15 protein-coding genes and 1 pseudogene are annotated in these 21,377 nt (G+C 40.9%); 13 read left to right on the top strand and 3 right to left on the bottom strand.

Translation table 11 applies throughout. The annotated features are described in order from the left end of the window. Positions 1–248: 248 nt before the first annotated feature. The 11 genes and pseudogenes from ndk (at position 249) to AC27JR_RS01630 (ending at position 13,790) form a co-directional block, all read left to right on the top strand. On the top strand, positions 249–680 hold the full coding sequence (gene ndk / locus AC27JR_RS01680; protein WP_008111339.1) for a nucleoside-diphosphate kinase: 432 nt from the start codon (positions 249–251) through the stop codon (positions 678–680). Between the two features lie 183 nt (positions 681–863). Then, positions 864–1,994: a dual-specificity RNA methyltransferase RlmN gene (rlmN, locus tag AC27JR_RS01675; RefSeq protein WP_008111342.1), complete on the top strand. Its 1,131-nt coding sequence runs from the start codon at positions 864–866 to the stop codon at positions 1,992–1,994. Positions 1,995–2,110: 116 nt separating this feature from the next. Next, positions 2,111–3,046: pseudogene (pilW, locus tag AC27JR_RS01670) on the top strand (type IV pilus biogenesis/stability protein PilW); the annotation flags it as partial. A gap of 323 nt (positions 3,047–3,369) precedes the next feature. After that, a complete protein-coding gene (locus tag AC27JR_RS01665; protein WP_487172569.1) occupies positions 3,370–4,239 on the top strand; it encodes a RodZ domain-containing protein in 870 nt (289 codons plus the stop codon). A gap of 5 nt (positions 4,240–4,244) precedes the next feature. Further along, a complete protein-coding gene (gene ispG / locus AC27JR_RS01660; RefSeq protein WP_008111348.1) occupies positions 4,245–5,363 on the top strand; it encodes a flavodoxin-dependent (E)-4-hydroxy-3-methylbut-2-enyl-diphosphate synthase in 1,119 nt (372 codons plus the stop codon). A gap of 187 nt (positions 5,364–5,550) precedes the next feature. After that, on the top strand, positions 5,551–6,831 hold the full coding sequence (gene hisS, locus AC27JR_RS01655) for a histidine--tRNA ligase (RefSeq protein WP_008111350.1): 1,281 nt from the start codon (positions 5,551–5,553) through the stop codon (positions 6,829–6,831). Positions 6,832–6,875: 44 nt separating this feature from the next. Continuing rightward, positions 6,876–7,496 (top strand): YfgM family protein, encoded by a 621-nt coding sequence (locus tag AC27JR_RS01650; RefSeq protein ID WP_076918785.1) that lies wholly within the window; start codon positions 6,876–6,878, stop codon positions 7,494–7,496. Between the two features lie 10 nt (positions 7,497–7,506). Beyond that, positions 7,507–8,685, top strand: a complete 1,179-nt coding sequence (gene bamB / locus AC27JR_RS01645) for an outer membrane protein assembly factor BamB (protein WP_487172568.1) — start codon at positions 7,507–7,509, stop codon at positions 8,683–8,685. A gap of 93 nt (positions 8,686–8,778) precedes the next feature. Further along, positions 8,779–10,248, top strand: a complete 1,470-nt coding sequence (der, locus tag AC27JR_RS01640; RefSeq protein WP_008111356.1) for a ribosome biogenesis GTPase Der — start codon at positions 8,779–8,781, stop codon at positions 10,246–10,248. A 372-nt stretch (positions 10,249–10,620) separates the two neighbouring features. Continuing rightward, positions 10,621–12,348 (top strand): DUF885 domain-containing protein, encoded by a 1,728-nt coding sequence (locus tag AC27JR_RS01635; RefSeq protein ID WP_487172567.1) that lies wholly within the window; start codon positions 10,621–10,623, stop codon positions 12,346–12,348. A gap of 131 nt (positions 12,349–12,479) precedes the next feature. After that, a complete protein-coding gene (locus tag AC27JR_RS01630) occupies positions 12,480–13,790 on the top strand; it encodes a DASH family cryptochrome (protein ID WP_487172566.1) in 1,311 nt (436 codons plus the stop codon). 40 nt (positions 13,791–13,830) lie between these two features. Here the strand turns inward: AC27JR_RS01630 and AC27JR_RS01625 are convergent, their stop codons facing one another. The 3 genes from AC27JR_RS01625 to AC27JR_RS01615 form a co-directional block, all read right to left on the bottom strand. Further along, a complete protein-coding gene (locus tag AC27JR_RS01625; RefSeq protein ID WP_487172565.1) occupies positions 13,831–14,289 on the bottom strand; it encodes a TlpA family protein disulfide reductase in 459 nt (152 codons plus the stop codon). A 61-nt stretch (positions 14,290–14,350) separates the two neighbouring features. Next, a complete protein-coding gene (locus AC27JR_RS01620; protein ID WP_487172564.1) occupies positions 14,351–16,306 on the bottom strand; it encodes a hypothetical protein in 1,956 nt (651 codons plus the stop codon). 103 nt (positions 16,307–16,409) lie between these two features. After that, the gene (locus AC27JR_RS01615) at positions 16,410–17,288 is read right to left on the bottom strand and encodes a LysR family transcriptional regulator (RefSeq protein ID WP_487172563.1); all 879 of its coding nucleotides are present in this window, start codon (positions 17,286–17,288) and stop codon (positions 16,410–16,412) included. A 96-nt stretch (positions 17,289–17,384) separates the two neighbouring features. Here AC27JR_RS01615 and AC27JR_RS01610 point away from each other — a divergent pair, with 96 nt between their 5' ends. After that, positions 17,385–18,953: an NADH-quinone oxidoreductase subunit L gene (locus AC27JR_RS01610; protein ID WP_487172562.1), complete on the top strand. Its 1,569-nt coding sequence runs from the start codon at positions 17,385–17,387 to the stop codon at positions 18,951–18,953. Then, complete coding sequence (locus AC27JR_RS01605; RefSeq protein ID WP_487172561.1) at positions 18,950–21,376, top strand: YbcC family protein; 2,427 nt, start codon at positions 18,950–18,952, stop codon at positions 21,374–21,376. Before AC27JR_RS01610 ends, AC27JR_RS01605 begins: the two co-directional genes overlap by 4 nt. Position 21,377: the final 1 nt, after the last annotated feature.

Raw genomic sequence — 21,377 nt, 5'->3', positions numbered from 1 at the left:
GTATCTGCATGCATATTGAGCCTATGGATAAGTGTATTACAAGTATATAGTCACACCACTCAAGCAAAAGTATAGCTTAAGTTTATAAACATATAATCAACGTAATAACATTGTTTTTAGTTCATAAACCTGGGTTAGCAAATTAAAAAAACTAGCAAAGTAGAATAAATTAGGTTTTTTCGACTAAAACGCGTATAATTCGCGCCCGTTAATATTCAACCTTTTATTTAAATTATTGGAGCACAAAGATGGCTTTAGAGCGTACTTTTTCAATCGTAAAACCTGATGCAGTTGCTAAAAACCACATCGGCGCAATCTACAACCGTTTCGAAACTGCGGGTCTTAAAATCGTTGCAGCTAAAATGGTTCACCTTTCACAAGAGAAAGCTGAAGGTTTCTACGCTGAACACAGCGAACGTCCTTTCTTTGGCGCTTTAGTATCTTTCATGACATCTGGCCCAGTAATGGTTACCGTTCTTGAAGGCGAAAACGCTGTTCTTAAAAACCGTGAAATCATGGGTGCTACTAACCCTGCTGAAGCACTAGCTGGCACTTTACGTGCAGACTACGCTGATAGCATCGACGAAAATGCGGTTCACGGTTCTGACGCTGTTGAATCTGCTGCTCGCGAAATCGCGTACTTCTTCGCTGACGAAGAACTTTGCCCACGTACTCGTTAATTCGAGTTCACAGCTAACCCTGTGATGCAAAGTATGAAAAGGGCTTTCGAGCCCTTTTTTAGTCATTACGTAAAGTATTAACCGTTTATTTATGATGTTTTACTTAATGATTATAGTGGGTGAATTGTGTACAATTCTCCCTTGTAAATTTTTACCATCACCGCCACCGATTGAGGTTGTTACATGACCGAGCAAAAAAAGATTAATTTATTAGATTTAAACCGAGATGCAATGCGAGAGCTATTCGTATCATTCGGTGAAAAGCCATTTCGTGGCGATCAGGTGATGAAATGGATTTATCATTTCGGCGTAGATAATTTCGACGAAATGAGCAACGTAAACAAAAAACTCAAAGAAAAGCTTAAAAATGAGTGCGAAATTGTTGCGCCCGAAATCTCAGTTCGCCAGCAAGCCAGCGACGGTACTATTAAATATGCACTAGTACTAGAAGGCGGCCAAGAAGTTGAAGCCGTGTGGATCCCAGAAAAAGATCGCGCCACGTTATGTGTATCATCTCAAGTGGGCTGTGCACTGGAATGTACTTTTTGCTCAACGGCACAACAAGGCTTTAACCGTAACTTAAAAGTATCTGAGATTATCGGCCAAGTATGGCGTGTAGCCAAAGATATTGGCCTTGATGGCAACAGCGAAAAGCGCCCTGTCACTAACGTTGTGATGATGGGTATGGGCGAGCCGCTACTTAATGTTAAAAACGTAGTCCCGGCGATGGAACTGATGATGGACGACTGGGGCTTTGGTTTATCTAAGCGCCGCGTCACTTTAAGTACCTCAGGTGTGGTACCTGCCCTTGATTTATTGAAAGAAAAAATAGACGTAGCGCTTGCAATTTCACTGCATGCGCCAGATAACGCCCTGCGTGATATTTTAGTACCGATCAATAAAAAATACCCAATTGAAGAATTTTTAGCGGCCTGTCGTCGTTACATTGATGGTTCAAAAGCCAATAAAGATGTGACAATTGAATATGTAATGCTTAACGGCGTTAACGATAGCACCGATCAGGCTCATGAACTTGTTAAAACGCTTAAAGGTACGCCATCTAAGGTAAACCTTATTCCGTTTAACCCATTCCCAGGTAATGAATATACCCGTTCAAGTAACAGTCGAATTGACCGTTTCTCTAAAGTATTACAAGCTGCGGGTATTACCTGTATTGTTCGTCGTACTCGCGGGGATGACATTGATGCTGCCTGTGGTCAGTTAGCTGGCGATGTTGTAGACCGTACTAAGCGTATGGCTAAAAAGAAAATGCGCGATGAAAACGCGATTGCAGTGAATATTCATCAAGCTTAATATTTGCTGAGTAATCAGAAGTCTTTGTGATATGTCGTTTATTTTTAAATAAATGATGCAACACAAAGGCTTTGAGGTAAGATAGAGGTTATGGATATAAATAAAGAGACAAAGTAATGCGATCTTTACTTACTTTAGCACTATCAACACTGTTTTTGAGCGGTTGTGTTACTGAAAATAGTTACAACGGCAGCGATAAACCCGTTCTCGAAAATAAAATTAATAACGATGGTGCTGCTCGCACGCGCATTGCGTTGGCGTTACAGTATTTAAGTACAGGTAATAACTCTCAAGCAAAATATAACCTAGAACGTGCCAATGAGTACGCTCCTAACTTACCCGAAGTACACTACTCTTTAGCATACTATTATCAACAAGTTGGCGAAAATGGATTAGCCGACAAAGCCTATCAAAAAGCACTGGCTATTAAGCCAAACGATCCTAACACCTTGAATAACTATGGCACGTTTTTGTGCAGTATTAATGAGTATGATCGCGCTACCGATCAATTTTTAAAAGCGATTGAAATACCCAGTTATATTCGTGTAGCACAAAGCTATGAAAATTTAGCCCTATGTGCCATTGAGTTTAACGATTTCACTAACGCCGAAAGCTATTTTCAGCAGGCGCTAAACCATAGCTCACAACGCGCATCTACATTAATAAGTTTAGCCGCTTTATATTATGCAAAAAGTGACTTATACAAAGCCAGTAACTTAATAAAACGTTATGACGACACCGCGCAAGTTTCCTCTCGCGCCTTGTTGCTTGGTTATTTAGTTAAACAACGTATGGGCAGAATTGAAGAAGCAGAAAAAATTGCGGCAACTTTACTACAAACTTACCCTAGTAGTATGCAAGCTAACGCCATTCGCGATAACCAGTTAAGACAAACAGAATTTGAAGTACTGCGTGAAAAATACCGCCAAGCACAGCTAGATGAATTGCAAGAAGGCAGTCAATCCAATCAAATTATTGCTGAGCCAAAAATAAAGGTTATTCGTAAAAAGAGCCCCGTGCAGGCTTCAAATAGCGAAGCGTCAATTGAGCAAACTAAAACAAATACGCAAAATGATTAACCCCCTTTAACTGTAAACAAAAATATAGGGTAACGCGTAAATGCGTGTTTTAGGGTAAAGCAATTTAGCATTTCAGTGTGATAAAATGATAAACTGCTACGGATAAGGTGTATTAAAGCACTTAAAAACAGATAAGCTTTAGCTAAACACCACAAAGTTATTATAGTATTGCATGTAGTGCCTTTTTTTAATGCGCCTTAGCAACAAGAATTAACTAAAAAATAAAAACGCAGTCTTACTCTTGTTGTTAAGCCAAAACATAAACTTTTACTAGTGGATCCAAACTGATACACATTATGAATGAAGATAATACACAACCGCAGAGCGATGAACCCTCTGTAGGTCAAATACTAAAAACACATAGAGAAAATGCAAATATTAGCCTTGCTAAGATTGCCTCGTTATTAAAATTAACTGAATCACAAGTTCAGCATATTGAAGACGATGAATATCATTTACTGGGCGCAAAAACATTTGTTAAAGGCTATATAAAAAATTACTGTCGCACACTCAACATTGATAGCACCGCTATTTTAGCCATGCTGCCTGCTTTTAGCACATCAGATAAGCCTGTAGATATGCAAAGCTTTTCAAGACGTACAGAAAAAGAAGCGCATGACAGTCGACTAATGACGGTAAGTTACTTAATTTTAGCCATTGTTATTGGCTCATCAGCCGTATGGTGGTGGCAAAATGCAACGCCTATTGATGAACAAACTAACACTATAAAAGCGAGTAACTCATTCATCACTGTGCAACAAGAAAATACAAAACGACTCGCTGAAGCGGCTGATGAAGCGCTATTAGATGATGTTGAGCCTGCGCAACAAACAAATTCAGCATTACAAAATGAGCAACAAACTATTCAGGCTGCTCCCCTAAACGACGCACAGAGCCCGAGTGAGCCAACAAACACTGATTTAAGCACTATTTTTATGATGTTTAATGACGAGAGCTGGGTAGAAATTCACGATGCCAACGATGAAAAAATTGCATTTGGTGTAAAAAAAGCAGGCTACGAAATGACCTTAACTGGTGTAGCGCCTTTTTCAGTGGTTTTAGGCAAGCATGATGTTGTAAGTATTACCCTAAATGGTGAGCCAGTTGATATTTCGGCTTTTCCTAAAAACCGTTTAGCTAAATTTAAATTACCCTTAGCAGAGTAGTCGCTATGTTTTCAGAATCTCCTATAAAACGCAGAAAATCCACCCGTATTAACGTGGGTAATGTTCCAATTGGTGATGGTGCACCAATTGCCGTGCAGTCAATGACTAACACAGACACAATGGACATTGATGCCACTGTAGCTCAAATTCAAGCGATTCAAGATGCCGGTGCTGACATAGTCCGTGTATCTGTTCCAACTATGGATGCCGCTGAAGCATTTAAAAGTATTAAAGAGCAGGTATCGATACCGCTGGTTGCTGATATTCACTTTGACTACCGCATTGCATTAAAAGTAGCAAAGTATGGCGTTGATTGTTTACGTATTAACCCAGGAAACATTGGCAGTGAAGAGCGTATTAGAGCGGTTGTCGACTCAGCCCGTGAGCACAACATTCCAATTCGTATTGGCGTAAATGGTGGATCACTTGAGCGCGACCTACAAGAAAAATACGGCGAGCCAACACCTGAAGCCTTACTTGAGTCGGCTATGCGCCATGTAGATATATTACGTCGCTTAGACTTTGACCAATTTAAAATCTCGGTGAAAGCGTCAGATGTATTTTTAGCGGTTGGCGCGTATCGTCTACTTGCAAAAGAAATTGACCAGCCACTGCATTTAGGTATTACCGAAGCAGGCGGCATGCGCTCTGGTTCAGTTAAATCGGCCGTTGGTTTAGGCATGTTATTGGCTGAAGGTATTGGTGACACGCTGCGTGTATCACTAGCAGCGGATCCAGTTCAAGAAATAAAAGTAGGCTTTGATATATTAAAATCATTGCGTATTCGTTCTCGCGGCATTAATTTTATTGCTTGCCCTAGCTGTTCACGCCAAGAGTTTGATGTAGTAAGCACCATGAATCAACTTGAAGAGCGTTTAGAAGATATTATTGAGCCAGTTTCAGTGTCAGTCATTGGCTGTGTGGTTAACGGACCAGGCGAAGCATTAGTGAGTGATATTGGCCTTGCCGGCGCAAACCGTCGCTCAGGTTTATACATTAATGGCGAACGCCAAAAAGCCCGTATTGATAACAATAATATTGTTGATCAACTTGAAGGCTATGTACGCGATTTCATTGAACAGAAGCAACAACAAACTCCAATCGACATAAAAATCGTAGAGTGATGTGTTGTTACAACACTATGTATTTAAATGACCTTTTTTAGTCGCGGTATTCACAACGTAGTATAAATTACGTACGCTCCGCTACGCTCGCAATTACCTTATAGTTAAGGTTATAATGCAGGGTCGATTTTTTAGTTTTACGTGGTTGCAACCCAGGGTTGCACATAAACAGATTTAGGATTTATCAGTGGCAAAACAAATTCAGGCAGTTCGCGGTATGAACGATTGCCTGCCAGGCGATACGCAAGTTTGGCAGAAAGTAGAACACATTTTACGCGAGACCGTATCATCGTTTGGTTATCAAGAAATTCGTTTTCCAATTGTAGAATCAACCGACCTATTTAAACGCTCTATTGGTGAAGTGACCGATATAGTTGAAAAAGAAATGTACACCTTTGCCGATCGTAACGGCGATAATTTAACTCTGCGCCCAGAAGGCACTGCAGTGTGTGTACGTGCGGGTAACGAAAATGGCCTGTTATACAATCAAGAACAACGCCTTTGGTACATGGGTCCAATGTTTCGCCATGAACGACCACAAAAAGGTCGCTACCGTCAATTTCACCAATTTGGTTTAGAGACCTTTGGTATTGCCAGTGCCGATATTGACGCCGAAGTTATTTTACTCACGGCGCAACTTTGGGAAGCATTTGGCATTACTGACCATGTGCGTTTAGAGCTTAATTCACTAGGTTCAAACGAAGCACGTGCACAGTACCGCGATGCCTTAATCGCCTTTTTAGAACAACATACCGATGTACTAGATGAAGATTCAAAGCGTCGTATGTACTCTAACCCACTGCGCGTTTTGGATACTAAAAACCCAGATATTCAGGCAATCTTAGTCGATGCACCAAAGCTATCTGAACATTTAGATGCTGAATCAAAAGAACATTTTGAAAATTTATGTGAACGATTAGATGCAGCAGGCGTCAAATACACGGTTAATGAAAAGCTGGTACGTGGCTTAGATTACTATAACCGCACGGTATTTGAATGGGTAACCGACAGCTTAGGCGCACAAGGTACAGTGTGTGCTGGTGGTCGTTATGATGGTTTAGTAGAGCAGTTAGGTGGTAAATCAACCCCTGCGGTAGGGTTCGCAATGGGTTTAGAGCGTTTGGTTTTACTACTTCAAGCACTTGAATGTGTAGGTGACATACGCCGTAGTGCTGATGTATATTTAGCAGCCATGGGCGACAAAGCCAGTATTCAAGCGCCTATAATTGCATCTACCTTACGTCGTGACGTCCCTGGTTTACGGGTTATGGTGCACGCAGGTGGTGGTAACTTTAAAAAACAACTTAAACGTGCTGATAAAAGCGATGCCCTTGTTGCAGTCATTATCGGTGAAGATGAATTAGAGCAAGGCGTTGTGACTATTAAATATTTACGTGAGCGTAAAGAACAAGTCACACTAGAACTAGAACAAGCTAAAACGTTACTTGCAGAACTAATTAATAGCTAAATTATATAAAGCGTAAGTAGTTAAGCGCTTTAACAGAGGTAAGCATGGAAATTTATTCAACAGAAGAACAACAAGCAGAAGCAATTAAACGTTTTTTTCGTGAAAACGGCCTTTCACTAGCCTTAGGCGTTATTGTAGGTTTAGGTGGTTTATATGGCTGGAAAGCATACAACCAAAATCAAATTACCACTGCAGAGCAAGCATCTGATGCATACACTAAGCTTGTTGAAAGTGACAGCGTATTAGCGTCTGCTGATGCATTTATGAGTGAAAACAAAGACACTCAGTACGCAACTTTAGCGGCATTTGTTGCTGCAAAAGAAGCAGTAGATACACAAAAACTAGATGTAGCAAATGAAAAACTAAGCTGGATTGTAACTAACGTTGATAACGCCCAGCTTAAAGCCATTGCAACAACACGTTTAGCGCGTGTGCAAATTGCTCAACAGCAATACGATGATGCATTGAGCACATTAAATGCTCCTCTTCCTGAAGCGTTTAACGCAAATGTGGCTGAATTAAAAGGTGACATTTACACTCAGCAAGGCAATAAAGAGCAAGCACGCGTAGCTTACCAAGCTGCTGTTGATGCCGGTGGATTAACGAGTAATCCTCTTTTACAAATTAAGTTAGATGACCTAGCAGTAACTAGCCCAGCGGCATAAGGTTTTAGGCATGAGAAAAATAACAACAGCAACGCTTGCCCTATGTATGGCAACCCTAATGGGGTGTTCTTCAAGTGATGACGAAGAAGAACTGGTGCTTCCAGAAATAGCCAATCAATTTGAAACTGATGTGGTATGGCAAGAATCTATTGGTAACGGTGTAGAGCATTACTTTTCACGCCTATCACCCGCTGTTTATAAAGAAACAGTGTATGTTGCTAGCCGTGAAGGCCAAGTAGAAGCCTTATCATTTGCCAATGGCGATACCCAATGGGAAACCGACGTTCGCCAAGATTTATCGTTTTGGCCTTGGAGCGATAACGATAGTGCAAAATTATCAGGCGGAATATTACAAGCTTATGGTAAAATCTATTTAGGCTCTGAACATGGTTACGTAATTGCACTTGACCGTGAGACTGGTAAAGAAGTCTGGCGTAAAAAAGTACCCGGCGAATCACTCTCTAAACCCGCTGCAGGCGATGGCTTAATCTTTGTAAATTTAGCCTCAGGTAAGTTACTTGCGCTTCACCCAGATACTGGTGAAGAACGCTGGAGCTTTGAGCAAGAAGTGCCACCGCTGACTTTACGCGGTCAAAGTTCACCTACTGTGGCTAACGGTGGTGTGTTACTAGGCTTAGAAACAGGTAAGTTAAGTGTTTTAATTTCTGAGAGTGGCTACTCGGCATGGAGTGCAGAAATTGCAGTGCCAAAAGGCGCATCAGAGTTTGAACGTTTAGTTGATGTAGACACGCAGCCTATTATTAGCGGTCCATTTGCTTATGCTATTGCATACAATGGTAACTTATCAGCAGTGGATATTCGTTCAGGTAATGTTGTATGGAAACGTGAATACAGCAGCTACCGTGAAATTAGCATGGATTTGCAAACAATTTACGTTGTTGATAGTAACGGCGTTGTTTATGCACTTGATAAAGATTCAGGCATTGAACGTTGGAGCCAACCCGCTCTACGTGGCTGGTACTTAACGGGCCCAGCTGTTGCCGGTAATTATTTAGCGTTAGGTGACCAAGAAGGCAATTTGCATTGGTTAAATAAAGACACTGGCGAGCTAGTATCTCGTGAAGACTTTGACAGCTCAGGTTTTTTTGTTGAGCCCGTTGTCGCTGACGATAAATTGATTTTATACACCCGCGATGGTGAAGTTAGCGCGGTAAAAATACCGAACTAACTGTCTACTATTAGTGTAAGGCACTAATAGTTAATTATTTTTTGTAAGGCTTCGCACTGCGAAGCCTTTTGTTGTTTTTTAAAGAGGTAGTTTATGCTTCCCGTGATCGCTCTTGTAGGGCGACCCAATGTGGGCAAATCCACATTATTTAACCGTTTAACACGTACTCGTGATGCACTCGTTGCCGATTTTCCTGGCTTAACGCGTGATAGAAAATATGGCCAAGCAAATTACGATGGCTTTGAATTTATCGTGGTAGATACGGGCGGTATTGATGGCTCAGAAGAAGGTATCGAAACCGAAATGGCTGATCAGTCATTACTAGCCATTGAAGAAGCGGATATTGTTTTATTTTTAGTTGATGCTCGCGTGGGTATGACAGTGGCTGACCAAGCTATTGCTAATCACTTACGTAAGCAAGAAAAGAAAAGCTTTGTTGTTGCCAATAAAACAGACGGCATTGATGCCGACTCAAACTGTGCTGAGTTTTATCAACTTTCACTTGGTGAAGTTCATCATATCGCTGCCGCACATGGCCGTGGCATCACTTTACTACTTGAAAAAACACTTCAGCCTGTTATTGCTGAACTTGCTGCACTTGATGAAGATGTAGCCGATGACGATGAAGAACTTATCGACTTATATCAAGAAGGTGAAGAAGATGACACAGATCACCAAGCGTTTGCCGACAAGCCGGTAAAGCTGGCGATTATTGGTCGCCCAAATGTTGGTAAGTCAACCCTTACTAACCGTATACTAGGTGAAGATCGCGTTATTGTATACGATATGCCAGGTACAACCCGCGACTCAATTTACATTCCGATGACCCGTAACGACAAAGAATATATTCTTATCGATACCGCTGGTGTGCGTAAGCGTAAAAAAGTAAGTGACGTGGTTGAGAAGTTCTCAGTCATTAAAACACTACAAGCAATCGAAGATTGTAACGTGGTGTTGTTAGTGGTTGATGCCCGCGATGGTATTTCTGATCAAGACTTAAGCCTGTTAGGTTTTGCGCTTAACTCAGGGCGTTCATTGGTTATTGCCGTGAACAAGTGGGATGGCCTAGATAACTACGTTAAAGACCGTATTAAGACTGAACTTGATCGTCGTTTAGGCTTTATTGATTTTGCCCGCCTACACTTTATCTCTGCTCTGCATGGTACCGGTGTTGGTCATTTATTTGAATCAGTTGACGAAGCGTATGAGTCGGCAACTAAGCGAATTAGTACTGCTATGTTACGTCGTATTATGGACATGGCACAGGCCGACCACCAGCCGCCACTTGTTCGTGGTCGTCGTGTTAAGCTTAAATATGCGCATGCTGGGGGTTATAACCCACCGCGTATCGTCATTCATGGTAACCAAGTACATGACTTACCTGATAGCTACAAACGCTACTTAATGAACTACTACCGTAAAGCACTTAAGATTATGGGTACGCCAATCAAAATTGAATTTAGAGAAGGTGATAACCCATTTGCAGGGCGCACTAATAAAGTAACGCTGTCGCAAAAACGTAAAATTCGCGCGTTTAGTAAAGAAAACCGCAATAAAAGCTAGGTGCTAGGTGCTAGGTGCTAGGTGCTAGGTGCTAGGTGCTAGGTGCTAGGTCAAAATTAAATAGCGTACAATAAAAGTACGCTATTTTTTTATCTAAAATAAAGTAATAGTACTCGTAAAAGGGTTATTTGACGTCAAAGTGCAAAGCGTATGGTTGCCCCACATACCCTTGGTAAAGCTGTCTATGTGCTGTTTAAATCATTATTCTTAAAAAATTATTTCTTCGTTGTTTATATAAATAAAATAAGTAAGGAGAGCAATTAAACACACGCATTAATGTTATAAAACAACGCATTAATTGAGTGAACTTGTTATTATCATAAAATCAGCGCGCATAAATAATAATTAAAATTTTAAAAAGTGAAATTCAACATGCTAAAAAAAACAATCTTAGCTATTGCCTTAGCAGCAACCTCGCTGCCAAGCTTAGCCGACAGTAACAGCGATTTAAAAACCATTATTGATAACCACTGGCAAAACGCCAAAGCTGAAAAAATATTTTTTAGAACCGATCCAGACGGTTGGAAACCAAACGGCACATTACCAAATTGGAGCGAGCAAGCCATTGCTAAGCGCCAAGCTTATAACAACAGCGTACTAAAAAGCTTAGCCAACATTGACCCAAAAACACTCAACAACGAGCAGCTAATGAACTACCGCTTATTTAAATATGAGCGAGAAACAGAGCAACAAAGCTACCTTTATCAAGATAAGTATTTTCCGGTTAATTTTTTAAGTGGTTGGCATACTTATTTTGCTGAAGCGCCGGCCAATATGGCCTTTTTAACCATTGATGATTACAACGCCTTTTTAGTGAGCCTTGGTGACTACCCGCGCTTTAATCAGCAAAACATTAATTTAATGAAGCAAGGTATAAAAACAGGGTTTACTCATTATTGTAAAACCTTTGAAAATTACAGCCAAAGCATTAGCGCGCACATAGTTAAAAGCCCTGAAAATAGCGCCCTTTACGAGCCCTTTACGCGTATACCTAGCACCTTTAATGCGGCGCAAAAAGCGAGCTTACAGCAAAAAGCACAAGCGTTAATTGAAGAAAAAGTCGTGCCTGCTTACGAGCACTTTTACGGCTTTTTTGAAAACGAATACATGCCGCATTGTAGAGCGCAGCCGGGTATTGCAAGTATAAAAGGTGGGCTTGATTACTACAATTACACCGTTAATTACTACACCACCACTAATGCTACTCCTAAACAAATTCATGAACTTGGTCTAAAAGAAGTGGCTCGCATTAAAGCACAAATGCAAGCCATTATTGATAGCGTTGGTTTTGAAGGCAGCTACAGCGACTTTTTAAAATTTTTAGCAACCGATGAGCAATTTTACGCAAAAGACGCCCAAGACTTGCTAGAAAAAACCGCTTTTATAACGCAAAAAATGTATGGCAAACTCCCCACTTACTTTGGCCATTTGCCGCGTAACACCTTTACTATAAAAGGCTCAGCGAGTCGCGGCGCGTTTTATATGCCACCTGCTGATAACCGCTCACCTGGCACTTATTTTTTAGCCTCAACACCTAAACTGCAGCCTTTATATAATTTAGAAGCACTTAGCCTGCACGAAGCTATTCCTGGGCATCATTTACAAAACGCCATTGCAATGGAGTTAGACGTTCCTGAATTTAGACGCACCCTTAGCCACTCAGCATTTGGCGAGGGCTGGGCACTTTATACAGAGCGTTTAGGTAAAGAAGCGGGCTTTTACCAAAGCCCATACAGTGACTTTGGTCGTTTAGGCTACGAAATGTGGCGCGCAGTGCGCTTAGTGGTCGATACCGGTATTCATGCCTTTGGTTGGAGCCGCCAAAAGGCGATTGATTATTTGGCTGATCATACCGCTTTGCCACAAAGCGCAGTGGAAGATCAAATAGACCGCTATATTTCTTGGCCAGGCCAAGCACTTTCATACAAAATGGGCGAAATTAAAATACGTGAACTACGTGCAAAAGCTGAAAAACAGCTAGGCGCTCAATTTGATATACGCAGCTTTCACGACACCGTTATTGGTCAAGGTTCACTCCCTATGGCGGTACTTGAAGATGTAATTAACGACTGGATAGCACAGCAAAAATTAGTTCTCTAGGATACAACGAGAACAAAGTAAGAGGCGGTATTGTTATCGCCTCTTTTTAAAGCCCTATTAAACACCTCAAAACTAATCCCTGCTCGCTTTTGCTTCGTAAAATAAATGATTTTAAAAACCTGAGCATAAGTATGAAAAAACGTATTCTGTATTGGCTGCAAAATGATTTGCGCATTGACGACAACCCCATACTCAATGATTTATCACAACAACAATGTGAGTTGGATCTGGTATTTGTTGTTAACCCTGCTTGGTTTAAAAGCAATAACTACCAACAAAAACCCTATGGCACACACAAACAACGCTTTTTAATGCAAAGCCTCTATCAACTGCAAGAGTCTGTTTTACAGCTTGGCCAAACTTTACATATTTTAGAAGGCGATCCGGTAAAGGTATTAACACAGCGGATTAATGAGCTTAGCATTGATGAAGTTGTATATAGCGAGCAAATAGGTGTGTATGAACAGCGCCAAATTAGCGCTCTTAAGTCAAAATGCACAGCTGTGGTATTTAAATCTGTAATGCAAGATACCTTATATCAACAACAACAACTGCCCTTTGAACTGACTGATTTACCAACCGGCTTTACTCCTTTTAGAAAAAAAATTGAAGCGGCAGAGATTAGTTTAACCACACATACATTTTCAGCGGCAAGATTGCCTCCACCTATTATACTTTGCGCAAAACAACCGATAGAAAAGCCAGCAACAGGGAATGCACAATTACTTGGTGGGCATCAGGCTGCGCTTGAGCACTGCCAGCAGTACTTTTCATCGGCTTTACCGAGTAGCTATAAAATCACTCGCAATGAGCTGGATGGCTTTGATAACTCAACAAAATTTAGTAGTTGGCTGGCTTTTGGCTGTATTAGTGCCAAGCAAGTTTTTTGTGCTGTAGATGCTTATGAAGCGCAGTATGGAGCAAACGAGTCAACTTACTGGATCAAGTTTGAATTGCTCTGGCGTGAGTATTTCAAGTGGCATGCAATTAATGTTAAGCATCAGTTATTTACCTTTAAAGGTAAGAAACAAAGCTCGCCACTTACCACGTTTAGCCCGAATCGTTTTGCTAAATGGTGCCAAGGCAGTACACCTTACCCGTTAGTTAATGCCATTATGAAAGAGCTAAACGCAACGGGCTTTATTAGCAATCGCTCAAGACAAATCGTTGCTAGCTGTTTAGTAAACGAACTACAACTAGACTGGCGTTATGGTGCGGCTTACTTTGAGCAACAGTTAATCGATTACGATGTGGCGTCGAATTGGGGTAATTGGCAATATATTGCTGGAGTTGGTGTCGATCCGCGCGGCGGACGTCACTTTAATTTGCAAAAACAAACTCAGCAATACGATCCGCACGGTGAGTACATTGCCAAGTGGCAAGGAAATGAGCATTGCGATGCACAATTAGATGACTTAGACGCCGCTGATTGGCCAGTGTAAAAATAAAACCTCGAACATGATATTGGCTAGCTGACTCTCGTTATAAGCCTAAGGTTAAATCTTGGGCGAGAGTGTCGCTGGGTTTTTCTACTACGCGGTTAACTTCAACCCCGTTATGCTTAACAATAAAAGTGGGGGTATATTGTAAGTCATGCGCTAGGGCAATACCTGCCTCATCACGTTTGTCATAACCGACTGTAACAAAAGTTATTTTCGAGAGTTTAACCTTAGACTCATCGAGTAACTTTATTAATCGGGGGACTTCACGGGCACTGTCATGGCACCACGTACCTAAAAGCACTAACACCTCTTTACCTGCTAATTTTTGCATCAATGCAACGTCTTGCGGTGTGGGCGAAAATGTTTGGTATTGCTTAGCAAATTTATCGTGATCGCTTAATAAACGCTTAGCAGTAATAGCGTCCGAGTTTGGTTTGAGCGTTGCATTCAATGCCAGTGGTAAACTCAACATTAAAAGTAAAATTAATTGTTTAAACATAATCTTTTACTTAAAAAGCATTTTAGCTACTATACCCATAATCGAATTTAAGTGAATACATTTACTTACTTTTGTCCATAAAATTATTCACCTGAGATAAAACAGCTAAATACTCACGTTTGGCTTCTTTGTTTTGTTCTAATTTATCTAAGTCACCGATTAACGTCACTAATTGCGTATGTGAATAACTCGATGTTGTTCTAAACTCGTTTGTCGCCCCCACACCACTGAGTCGTTTTCTTTCATCCATACTATGACTATCTTCATTTTTCTCGAGCCAAATATCGTTAATAAGGCGAATATTACTCTCACTGGTGGTGGTTTCTTTCAATTCTTTTTTTAGCTCGTATTGAGATATTTCGGGATTAAACTGATACACTTTTTTATCTACATCCACCTCATGAGCCTGATCAAGGGCAACCAATTCGTTATTTTTTACAGCGGTACCAATAGTGTAATTTTCTTGTTTATCATAATAATCAGGGGGGATGTCTGAGCGGTTACCTTCTTCATAATTAAAACGCGTGCTCGCCGTTTTATCTTGAGTGACCCCAGTTAACCCTGCTGATTTTTGGTGTTCTGTATTTTGACTCAGCTTTGTGGTGCTTGTTGCTATGTAATCTCCCTGATCCATTGCAAAAGAGAATTTTGCATCAAAATCAGCTAACTTAGAAATCCCATCGCCTAAGGAATTTTTATCACTGCTTCCTAGCCCTTGGTAGCGTGGATCTTTGGTGATCATATTGTCAACTAAATTAGCGACAAGCTCGCGTCCATTAGTAAACTGCTTTGTAGCAACCGACTCAATTTCACTATAGCGTTCAGCGGCTGATGACATACTACTAAACGCACTTTTAAAAACAGCCAACCCTTGTTTCATCACTTCATCACTTTTGTGGCCAAACGCAGAGCGTGTACTTTTCTCAGAGCTATTGAGCTGGCTATCTTCTAAGCTTTTATCGAGCGCTTTTATGTATTGTTGCATTTGGCTTTTGTCTTGAGCGCCAATGGTTGACATATCAAGCGAAAAATCAATATTGTTTTGTCCGTTTACCGATTCAAACTCCAGTATTTGCTGCTTGGAGTCTTCATCAAGGGTATAACTTAAATTAAGCTCATTATCTGTTCCAAGGAGGGCTCCATCAGCATCGGCAGTATTTCCCTCTGACGTTGAAAAATACAAATCAAAACCCGAAAGTTCTTTATTATCAAAATTGCTCAGAAAACTTAAATCTAAATCAGCTTGGTTTGCGGGTACGTAACGACTGTAAGCGCTTTGTTTAGCCTTAAAAAATTCATCCGCCATTTCGCCAACACCAGAAAGTACTTGCGTTAATGCTTGGTGTTCAGACTCTGATAAGTCGCCATCCACTTCATAACTTACACTAAATTCATCAGTGGTTTCGCCGCTTTCTTCATCGTAACCTTGTGCAGAATGAAAGGTGATTTTAATAACATCACCCTCTTTGGTTTTTACCGAAAGCTCAAATCCATAGTTATCATCGTCTTCAAATCGCTCGCGATTAAAGCTTTCCATGAAAGGGTTAAGTGAGCGTTCAACACGCTGTTGGCTAGATGCTAAAAATGTTTTTTGATTAAATCCCAGTTGCCCCAAGTTTGATAAAATATCGCTAGTGTTGGCATAAGCACCTTGGATATTTTTTACCGAAGAATTTAAGCGCTCAATTAACTGATCACTGCGTTCGTTTTTTAATAAGCCCTCTTGCTGAGAGCTTATTACCGTACGTAGTGCAACCTCTTCACTAGAGAGCTTATAATTTGAGCCACTGGGTGTGCTGGAAATCGTGAGTAACGAGGATAATTGCTGATTAAGTATTTCATCGACTTGTTGGTCACTAAACTGACTGAGCATTTCATCAGTGATTGTTGCCGAACTTGGCGCTAAGTGAGCACGCGATTGCAAGCCTGTGGGCACCGTGGTTTGGTTTGAATTATTGACCGATTGGGCAAGCAACGCATTTAGGTTAGCATAATTGCCTTGTAGTTTATTAACCATGATTATCCTTAATCTTCAGTACAATGACTTATTGTATCGGCCATTTAGCACAGAACTTTAAGGTTAATAATTCAACAGACACAAAAAAATACCTTAAAAGTAATTAGCAGGTTTTGGTAAGCAGTGACTTTAATATGTCTGGTACAAATTTTCGCTGCGCGGTAATGGCATAAAAATGCTCAAACGCATCGGGTAAACGCTGATACTCAACCAGTATTCCTTGTTCTATTTCATCTTTTACTACAACTGATGGCAATACCGATAGTGCACCACTATCACGAGCAAGTAATCGCAGCATAGCCATATCATCAGCCTCCGCTTTTATTTTTGGCTGATACTGCCAACGAGCACACAAAGCATTAAATGAGTCTCTGATAGCTGAGGTTTTAGCGGGTAACACCCATTGTGCATCCGTGTAACCTGCTGGAAATTGGCCACGTATTTTTTTATCAGCGGGGCCAACTATAGCTAATGGCTGACGAGATACCAACTGACTTTGCCAAAGCTGATCGTAGTGCTCAAGCCCGATGGGTTTATTGGTTAAAACTAAATCCAATTCATGTTCTGCCAAGCCATTTAACAGCCCATCCATACGCCCTGCAGTCAGAGAGAATCGTACTTCGTCATTGCTCATTAAGGGATTTATAAACTCTTCGATAAAGTTTCGAGAGAGTGTATTAAGCACTCCGATTGATAAATGCTGGGTTTGCGAAATCACTCCTTTATGAATAAAAGAAGATAACTCCTCACCTTTAGTAAATATATCATTGGCGTACATTTGCACCCGCTTTCCCATATCGGTTAATGCGAGTTTGCGGCCTTTTCGTTCAAATAACTCAATATTAATGGTGTGCTCTAATTGTTTTATTTGCGTAGAGAGCGCTGACTGAGACAAATGCAGCTCTTTCGCTGCTTGGGTTAAGTTACCAATGCGAGCAACAGACCAAAAATAATATAAGTGATGATAATTTAAACGGCTCATTATTGTTCTCTTTTATAGAACGTTTACATGCATTATATCTATTTTTATTTAGTTATCTAGTTTGCCATACTTTGCTCACTAAATAAGGAGCACTAAATGAGTGAGTATATTATTTCGTTGTTACTGCTAATAATGCCTTTAAGCACATTTATAGCAGCATGGTTAATTGGCCAACGATCGCGCGCTTCAAATGGTCATGTACTGTTTAAAGTAATGATATTTAATAGCCTTGCATTTATGACAGCTATTACGCTTCATCAAATTTATGCTTTTGATTTACTCAGTTTCTTATCGCTGACCATGACCCGAATTATTATGCTGGGGCTTATATTATTTATCACGCTGATATTGATTCGCTTTTGTAAGCACTATATGCAAGGTGAGCCACGCGTAAACTACTTTTGGCGATGGCTATTACTAACCATCACAGCCGTATTAGTTGTGGTTATGAGCAACCACTTAGCGCTATTTTGGCTAGGTTGGGTGGCGATAAGTTTAGCACTACATAAACTTCTAATGTTTTACCCTGAGCGTCCACGAGCGGTACTCGCCGCCCATAAAAAATTTATTGTGGCACGTGTTGCCGAATCCTTATTACTAATTGCATTTGGTATTTTGTGGTTCACTCACAATAGTCTGTACATAAGTGATATAACCGCCTTTTATCACACCACCACACAACCATTGTCTTTTGCAGAGCAAGTCGCCGCTTTTTTAATTGCCTGTGCAGCCTTAATAAAATGTGCTCAACTTCCAATACACGGTTGGCTAATTAAAGTAGTTGAAGTACCGACACCGGTGAGCGCGTTATTGCATGCGGGAGTCATTAATTTAGGTGGTTTTTTATTAATTTTATTTGCGCCTTTGTTTATTCAAGCTAGCGCAGCACAATGGTTAATTTTAATTGTTGCAGGTTTAACTACGGTGATCAGCGCATTAATAATGACCACCCGAATAAGCGTTAAAGTAAGGCTAGCTTGGTCTACAAGCGCACAAATGGGGTTAATGCTGGTAGAGTGTGCGTTAGGTTTATTTGAACTGGCTTTACTTCACCTTGTTACCCATTCAACTTATAAAGCTTTCGCATTTTTAAACTCAGGTAACGGCGTAAATGAAGATCTGATCCGTCGCCATATGCCAAAACAATCACCCGCATGCTTTGCTTGGTTAACCGGTGCGTTTGTTTCAATAATAATCGTTGGCGCAGCATGGTTTATTAGCTCTTATCAGGGAGCGGTAAGTATTTGGTTGCTTTTAGCATCAGCGTTAACCATTTTGCTTGCCAATCAGCATGGTACAGCTACGGCTAAAACACGTAGTAAAAAGCTGTTAATTGCACTATTAGTGGTCTTTAGCTATGTGGCGGCTAAAAATATTTTTGCGTTTGCACTTCCCCTTGAGCAGTGGCGCGAACCTGCATTTAGCTTAGCCGACAGTTGGGTAATAGCCCTTATTTTAACCTTAATGATAGCAAGCTACTATTTGCGTTATCAGTCTTGGCGCCCTCAGGTTAAATCACTGTCTACTTTATTATTTGCAGGCTTGTATTTAGATGAGTGGTTTACAAGACTAACACTAAAAATATGGCCGATAAATTTGCCTAATAATGGCCACACTGATTTAAAAAATCATGCCGCTGGGATCACTATTGAGGAATCAAAATGAGCACTCTAACGCCTTCAGATAATAGAGCACTCTCGCTAAGCGACAGTCAAAATAGCCTACTTAATAAAGTATGCGGTTACATAGCACCAAACTGGCCGTTAGATCAGATGATTGCAGTTAACCCATTTTGGGAAATGCGCCATATGCCAATTGAAGATGTAAGCGCACGACTGGATACCTTATGTAATGCCAACATGCTAATGCCTAAAGATTTTTATCTGCAAAAATATAACACCGGCATAATTACCGACAAACATTTAGCCGATGCCGCAACGCTACTCAATAGTGACTTTAATAAAGAGCAACTATTACAAGCGCTTAGAGTTGATGTGCCATTAGTAGACTGGCACAACATTGCTGATTTACTCGACCAGCAACGTAATAAGCATAAAATGGCTTGGCATGATGAAATTACTCATCAGTTAAGTCAGTTTTGTGCTGCGCATTATCAACAACTCGGTCCTATGCTGCATCGTAATGATACTCAAGCCTCATCTGAATTATATCGCCATTGGCTAACTGTTATTCAAGCGGATAAAGGCATTAGCATTGTTATGGATGAGCGGCATTTAAATGGCTACTTTAAGCAATTACCTACATGCGCAGATGAACTGATTGCACTGACCCTTAAAACGCTTAATATAAACAATGATTCGTTAGAGTTATACGCTCACTCATTGCTTTTAGATATTAACGGCTGGGCATCTTGGCTTGCGTATTTGCGTTTTCAAGGTCAGCTTTACGACACCCCAACAAATGAGATGAAGCAACTTCTGGCCATGCGCATGGCATGGGACTTAGTGATTTGGCAGTACCTAGCCAATCACGATAGTGCTACATTTAAACAACTACAAAGTCAGTGGCAACAAGAAAAAGCGCTTGTCGTTGAGCGCTTACATGCACATAAACTAGCACAAAAACCATTATGGGTGTGGGCAAAAGCGCTAGAACTAAGTTTTCAATATCCACTTAATAATGCGCTGCAAACCGCGACTAAAGCCCCCGTGAAAAACGCTCAATTACAAGCAGTGTTTTGTATTGATGTTCGCTCGGAAGTGATTCGCCGTGCGCTTGAATCTCAAAGTCAACATATTGAAACGTTTGGCTTTGCTGGTTTTTTTGGTTTACCGCTGGAATATCAAGAAAATGGCAGTGCTATTACCCGCCCACTGCTCCCTGGGCTACTTAAACCGGCTATACATGCCACGCAAACTCACAAAGACGCGACGCTTGAAGCATCACGCCAAAATAGTGCAACATGGCAAAGCTGGTCAAAATCGGCTCCTTCATCGTTTTCTATGGTTGAATCAGCAGGTTGGCTATACGCATTTAAATTAATAAAAAATACCTTTTTATCTAAAGGCGATGCTAAAAAGTGCACTCCGACTGATTGGCAATTAACACAAAACCAACAGCAACTTACCCTAAAAGACAAAACCGATTTAGCCCAAAAAGTGCTTACAACTTTAGGTATAAAAGCGTTAGCGCCTCAGGTAATGTTAGTAGGTCACGCTAGCCATACAACCAATAACTTACACAGTGCAGGCCTAGATTGCGGCGCCTGTGGCGGGCAAAGTGGTGAAGTTAATGTGCGAGTACTCGCAAGCCTACTTAACGATGCTCAAGTACGTCAAGCGCTTAAAAATCGAGGACTCACACTGCCAGAAAACACCCAGTTTATTGCAGCCATTCATAATACAACCACAGATGTGATCACCACCTATGATGCTCAATTGGATGATAATCTAAAAAAATGGCTCAGTGTGGCAACACAAACAGCTCAGCAAGAGCGCTTAGTTAATATAGAACCAACACTGGTTGATAAATCAGCGGATGAAATTAATCACGCTTATCATCAACGTGCCCGCGATTGGTCGCAGGTACGTCCTGAATGGGGGCTTGCAAATAATGCCGCCTTTATTGTCGCGCCGCGCGCATGGACGCGAAATATTAACTTACAGGGACGCTGTTTTTTACACGATTATGACTGGGAAAGCGATAACGACTTTGCAATATTAGAGCTTATTATGACCGCGCCTATGATAGTCACCCATTGGATCAATAGCCAATACAATGCCTCGGTTAACGACAATCACAAATACGGCAGTGGTAATAAAATACTTCATAATGCGGTGGGCGGTAACATAGGCTTATTTGAAGGTAACGGTGGCGACCTGCGCATTGGCTTGGCCATGCAATCGCTACACAATGGCGATAAATGGATGCACGAACCTATTCGCCTCAATGTATATATTGCTGCGCCACAATCAGCAATCTCAGCAATTTATAACAAGCATACGATGGTGAAGGAACTAATTGATAACCATTGGCTAACACTCATTCGTTGGGGCGATGACAATACGCTAGAGCGCTTTGAAAATGGACACTTCACTGCAATTGCTCTCTCTACAGAGCGAGTATAAT

This window comes from Pseudoalteromonas sp. NH0006-26, assembly GCF_057552415.1.
The sequence above is the reverse complement of the archived record's forward strand: the minus strand, read 5'-3'. Positions and strand labels throughout refer to the sequence as shown.

What these genes read in the sequence shown, in the direction of transcription:
- bamB (WP_487172568.1), top strand. Translation starts at nt 7,507, where the DNA reads ATGAGAAAAATAACAACAGCAACGCTTGCCCTATGTATGGCAACCCTA.
- AC27JR_RS01615 (WP_487172563.1), bottom strand. Translation starts at nt 17,288, where the DNA reads ATGAGCCGTTTAAATTATCATCACTTATATTATTTTTGGTCTGTTGCT.
- ispG (WP_008111348.1), top strand. Translation starts at nt 4,245, where the DNA reads ATGTTTTCAGAATCTCCTATAAAACGCAGAAAATCCACCCGTATTAAC.
- der (WP_008111356.1), top strand. Translation starts at nt 8,779, where the DNA reads ATGCTTCCCGTGATCGCTCTTGTAGGGCGACCCAATGTGGGCAAATCC.
- AC27JR_RS01665 (WP_487172569.1), top strand. Translation starts at nt 3,370, where the DNA reads ATGAATGAAGATAATACACAACCGCAGAGCGATGAACCCTCTGTAGGT.
- AC27JR_RS01620 (WP_487172564.1), bottom strand. Translation starts at nt 16,306, where the DNA reads ATGGTTAATAAACTACAAGGCAATTATGCTAACCTAAATGCGTTGCTT.
- AC27JR_RS01650 (WP_076918785.1), top strand. Translation starts at nt 6,876, where the DNA reads ATGGAAATTTATTCAACAGAAGAACAACAAGCAGAAGCAATTAAACGT.
- ndk (WP_008111339.1), top strand. Translation starts at nt 249, where the DNA reads ATGGCTTTAGAGCGTACTTTTTCAATCGTAAAACCTGATGCAGTTGCT.
- AC27JR_RS01630 (WP_487172566.1), top strand. Translation starts at nt 12,480, where the DNA reads ATGAAAAAACGTATTCTGTATTGGCTGCAAAATGATTTGCGCATTGAC.
- AC27JR_RS01605 (WP_487172561.1), top strand. Translation starts at nt 18,950, where the DNA reads ATGAGCACTCTAACGCCTTCAGATAATAGAGCACTCTCGCTAAGCGAC.
- rlmN (WP_008111342.1), top strand. Translation starts at nt 864, where the DNA reads ATGACCGAGCAAAAAAAGATTAATTTATTAGATTTAAACCGAGATGCA.
- AC27JR_RS01625 (WP_487172565.1), bottom strand. Translation starts at nt 14,289, where the DNA reads ATGTTTAAACAATTAATTTTACTTTTAATGTTGAGTTTACCACTGGCA.
- AC27JR_RS01610 (WP_487172562.1), top strand. Translation starts at nt 17,385, where the DNA reads ATGAGTGAGTATATTATTTCGTTGTTACTGCTAATAATGCCTTTAAGC.
- AC27JR_RS01635 (WP_487172567.1), top strand. Translation starts at nt 10,621, where the DNA reads ATGCTAAAAAAAACAATCTTAGCTATTGCCTTAGCAGCAACCTCGCTG.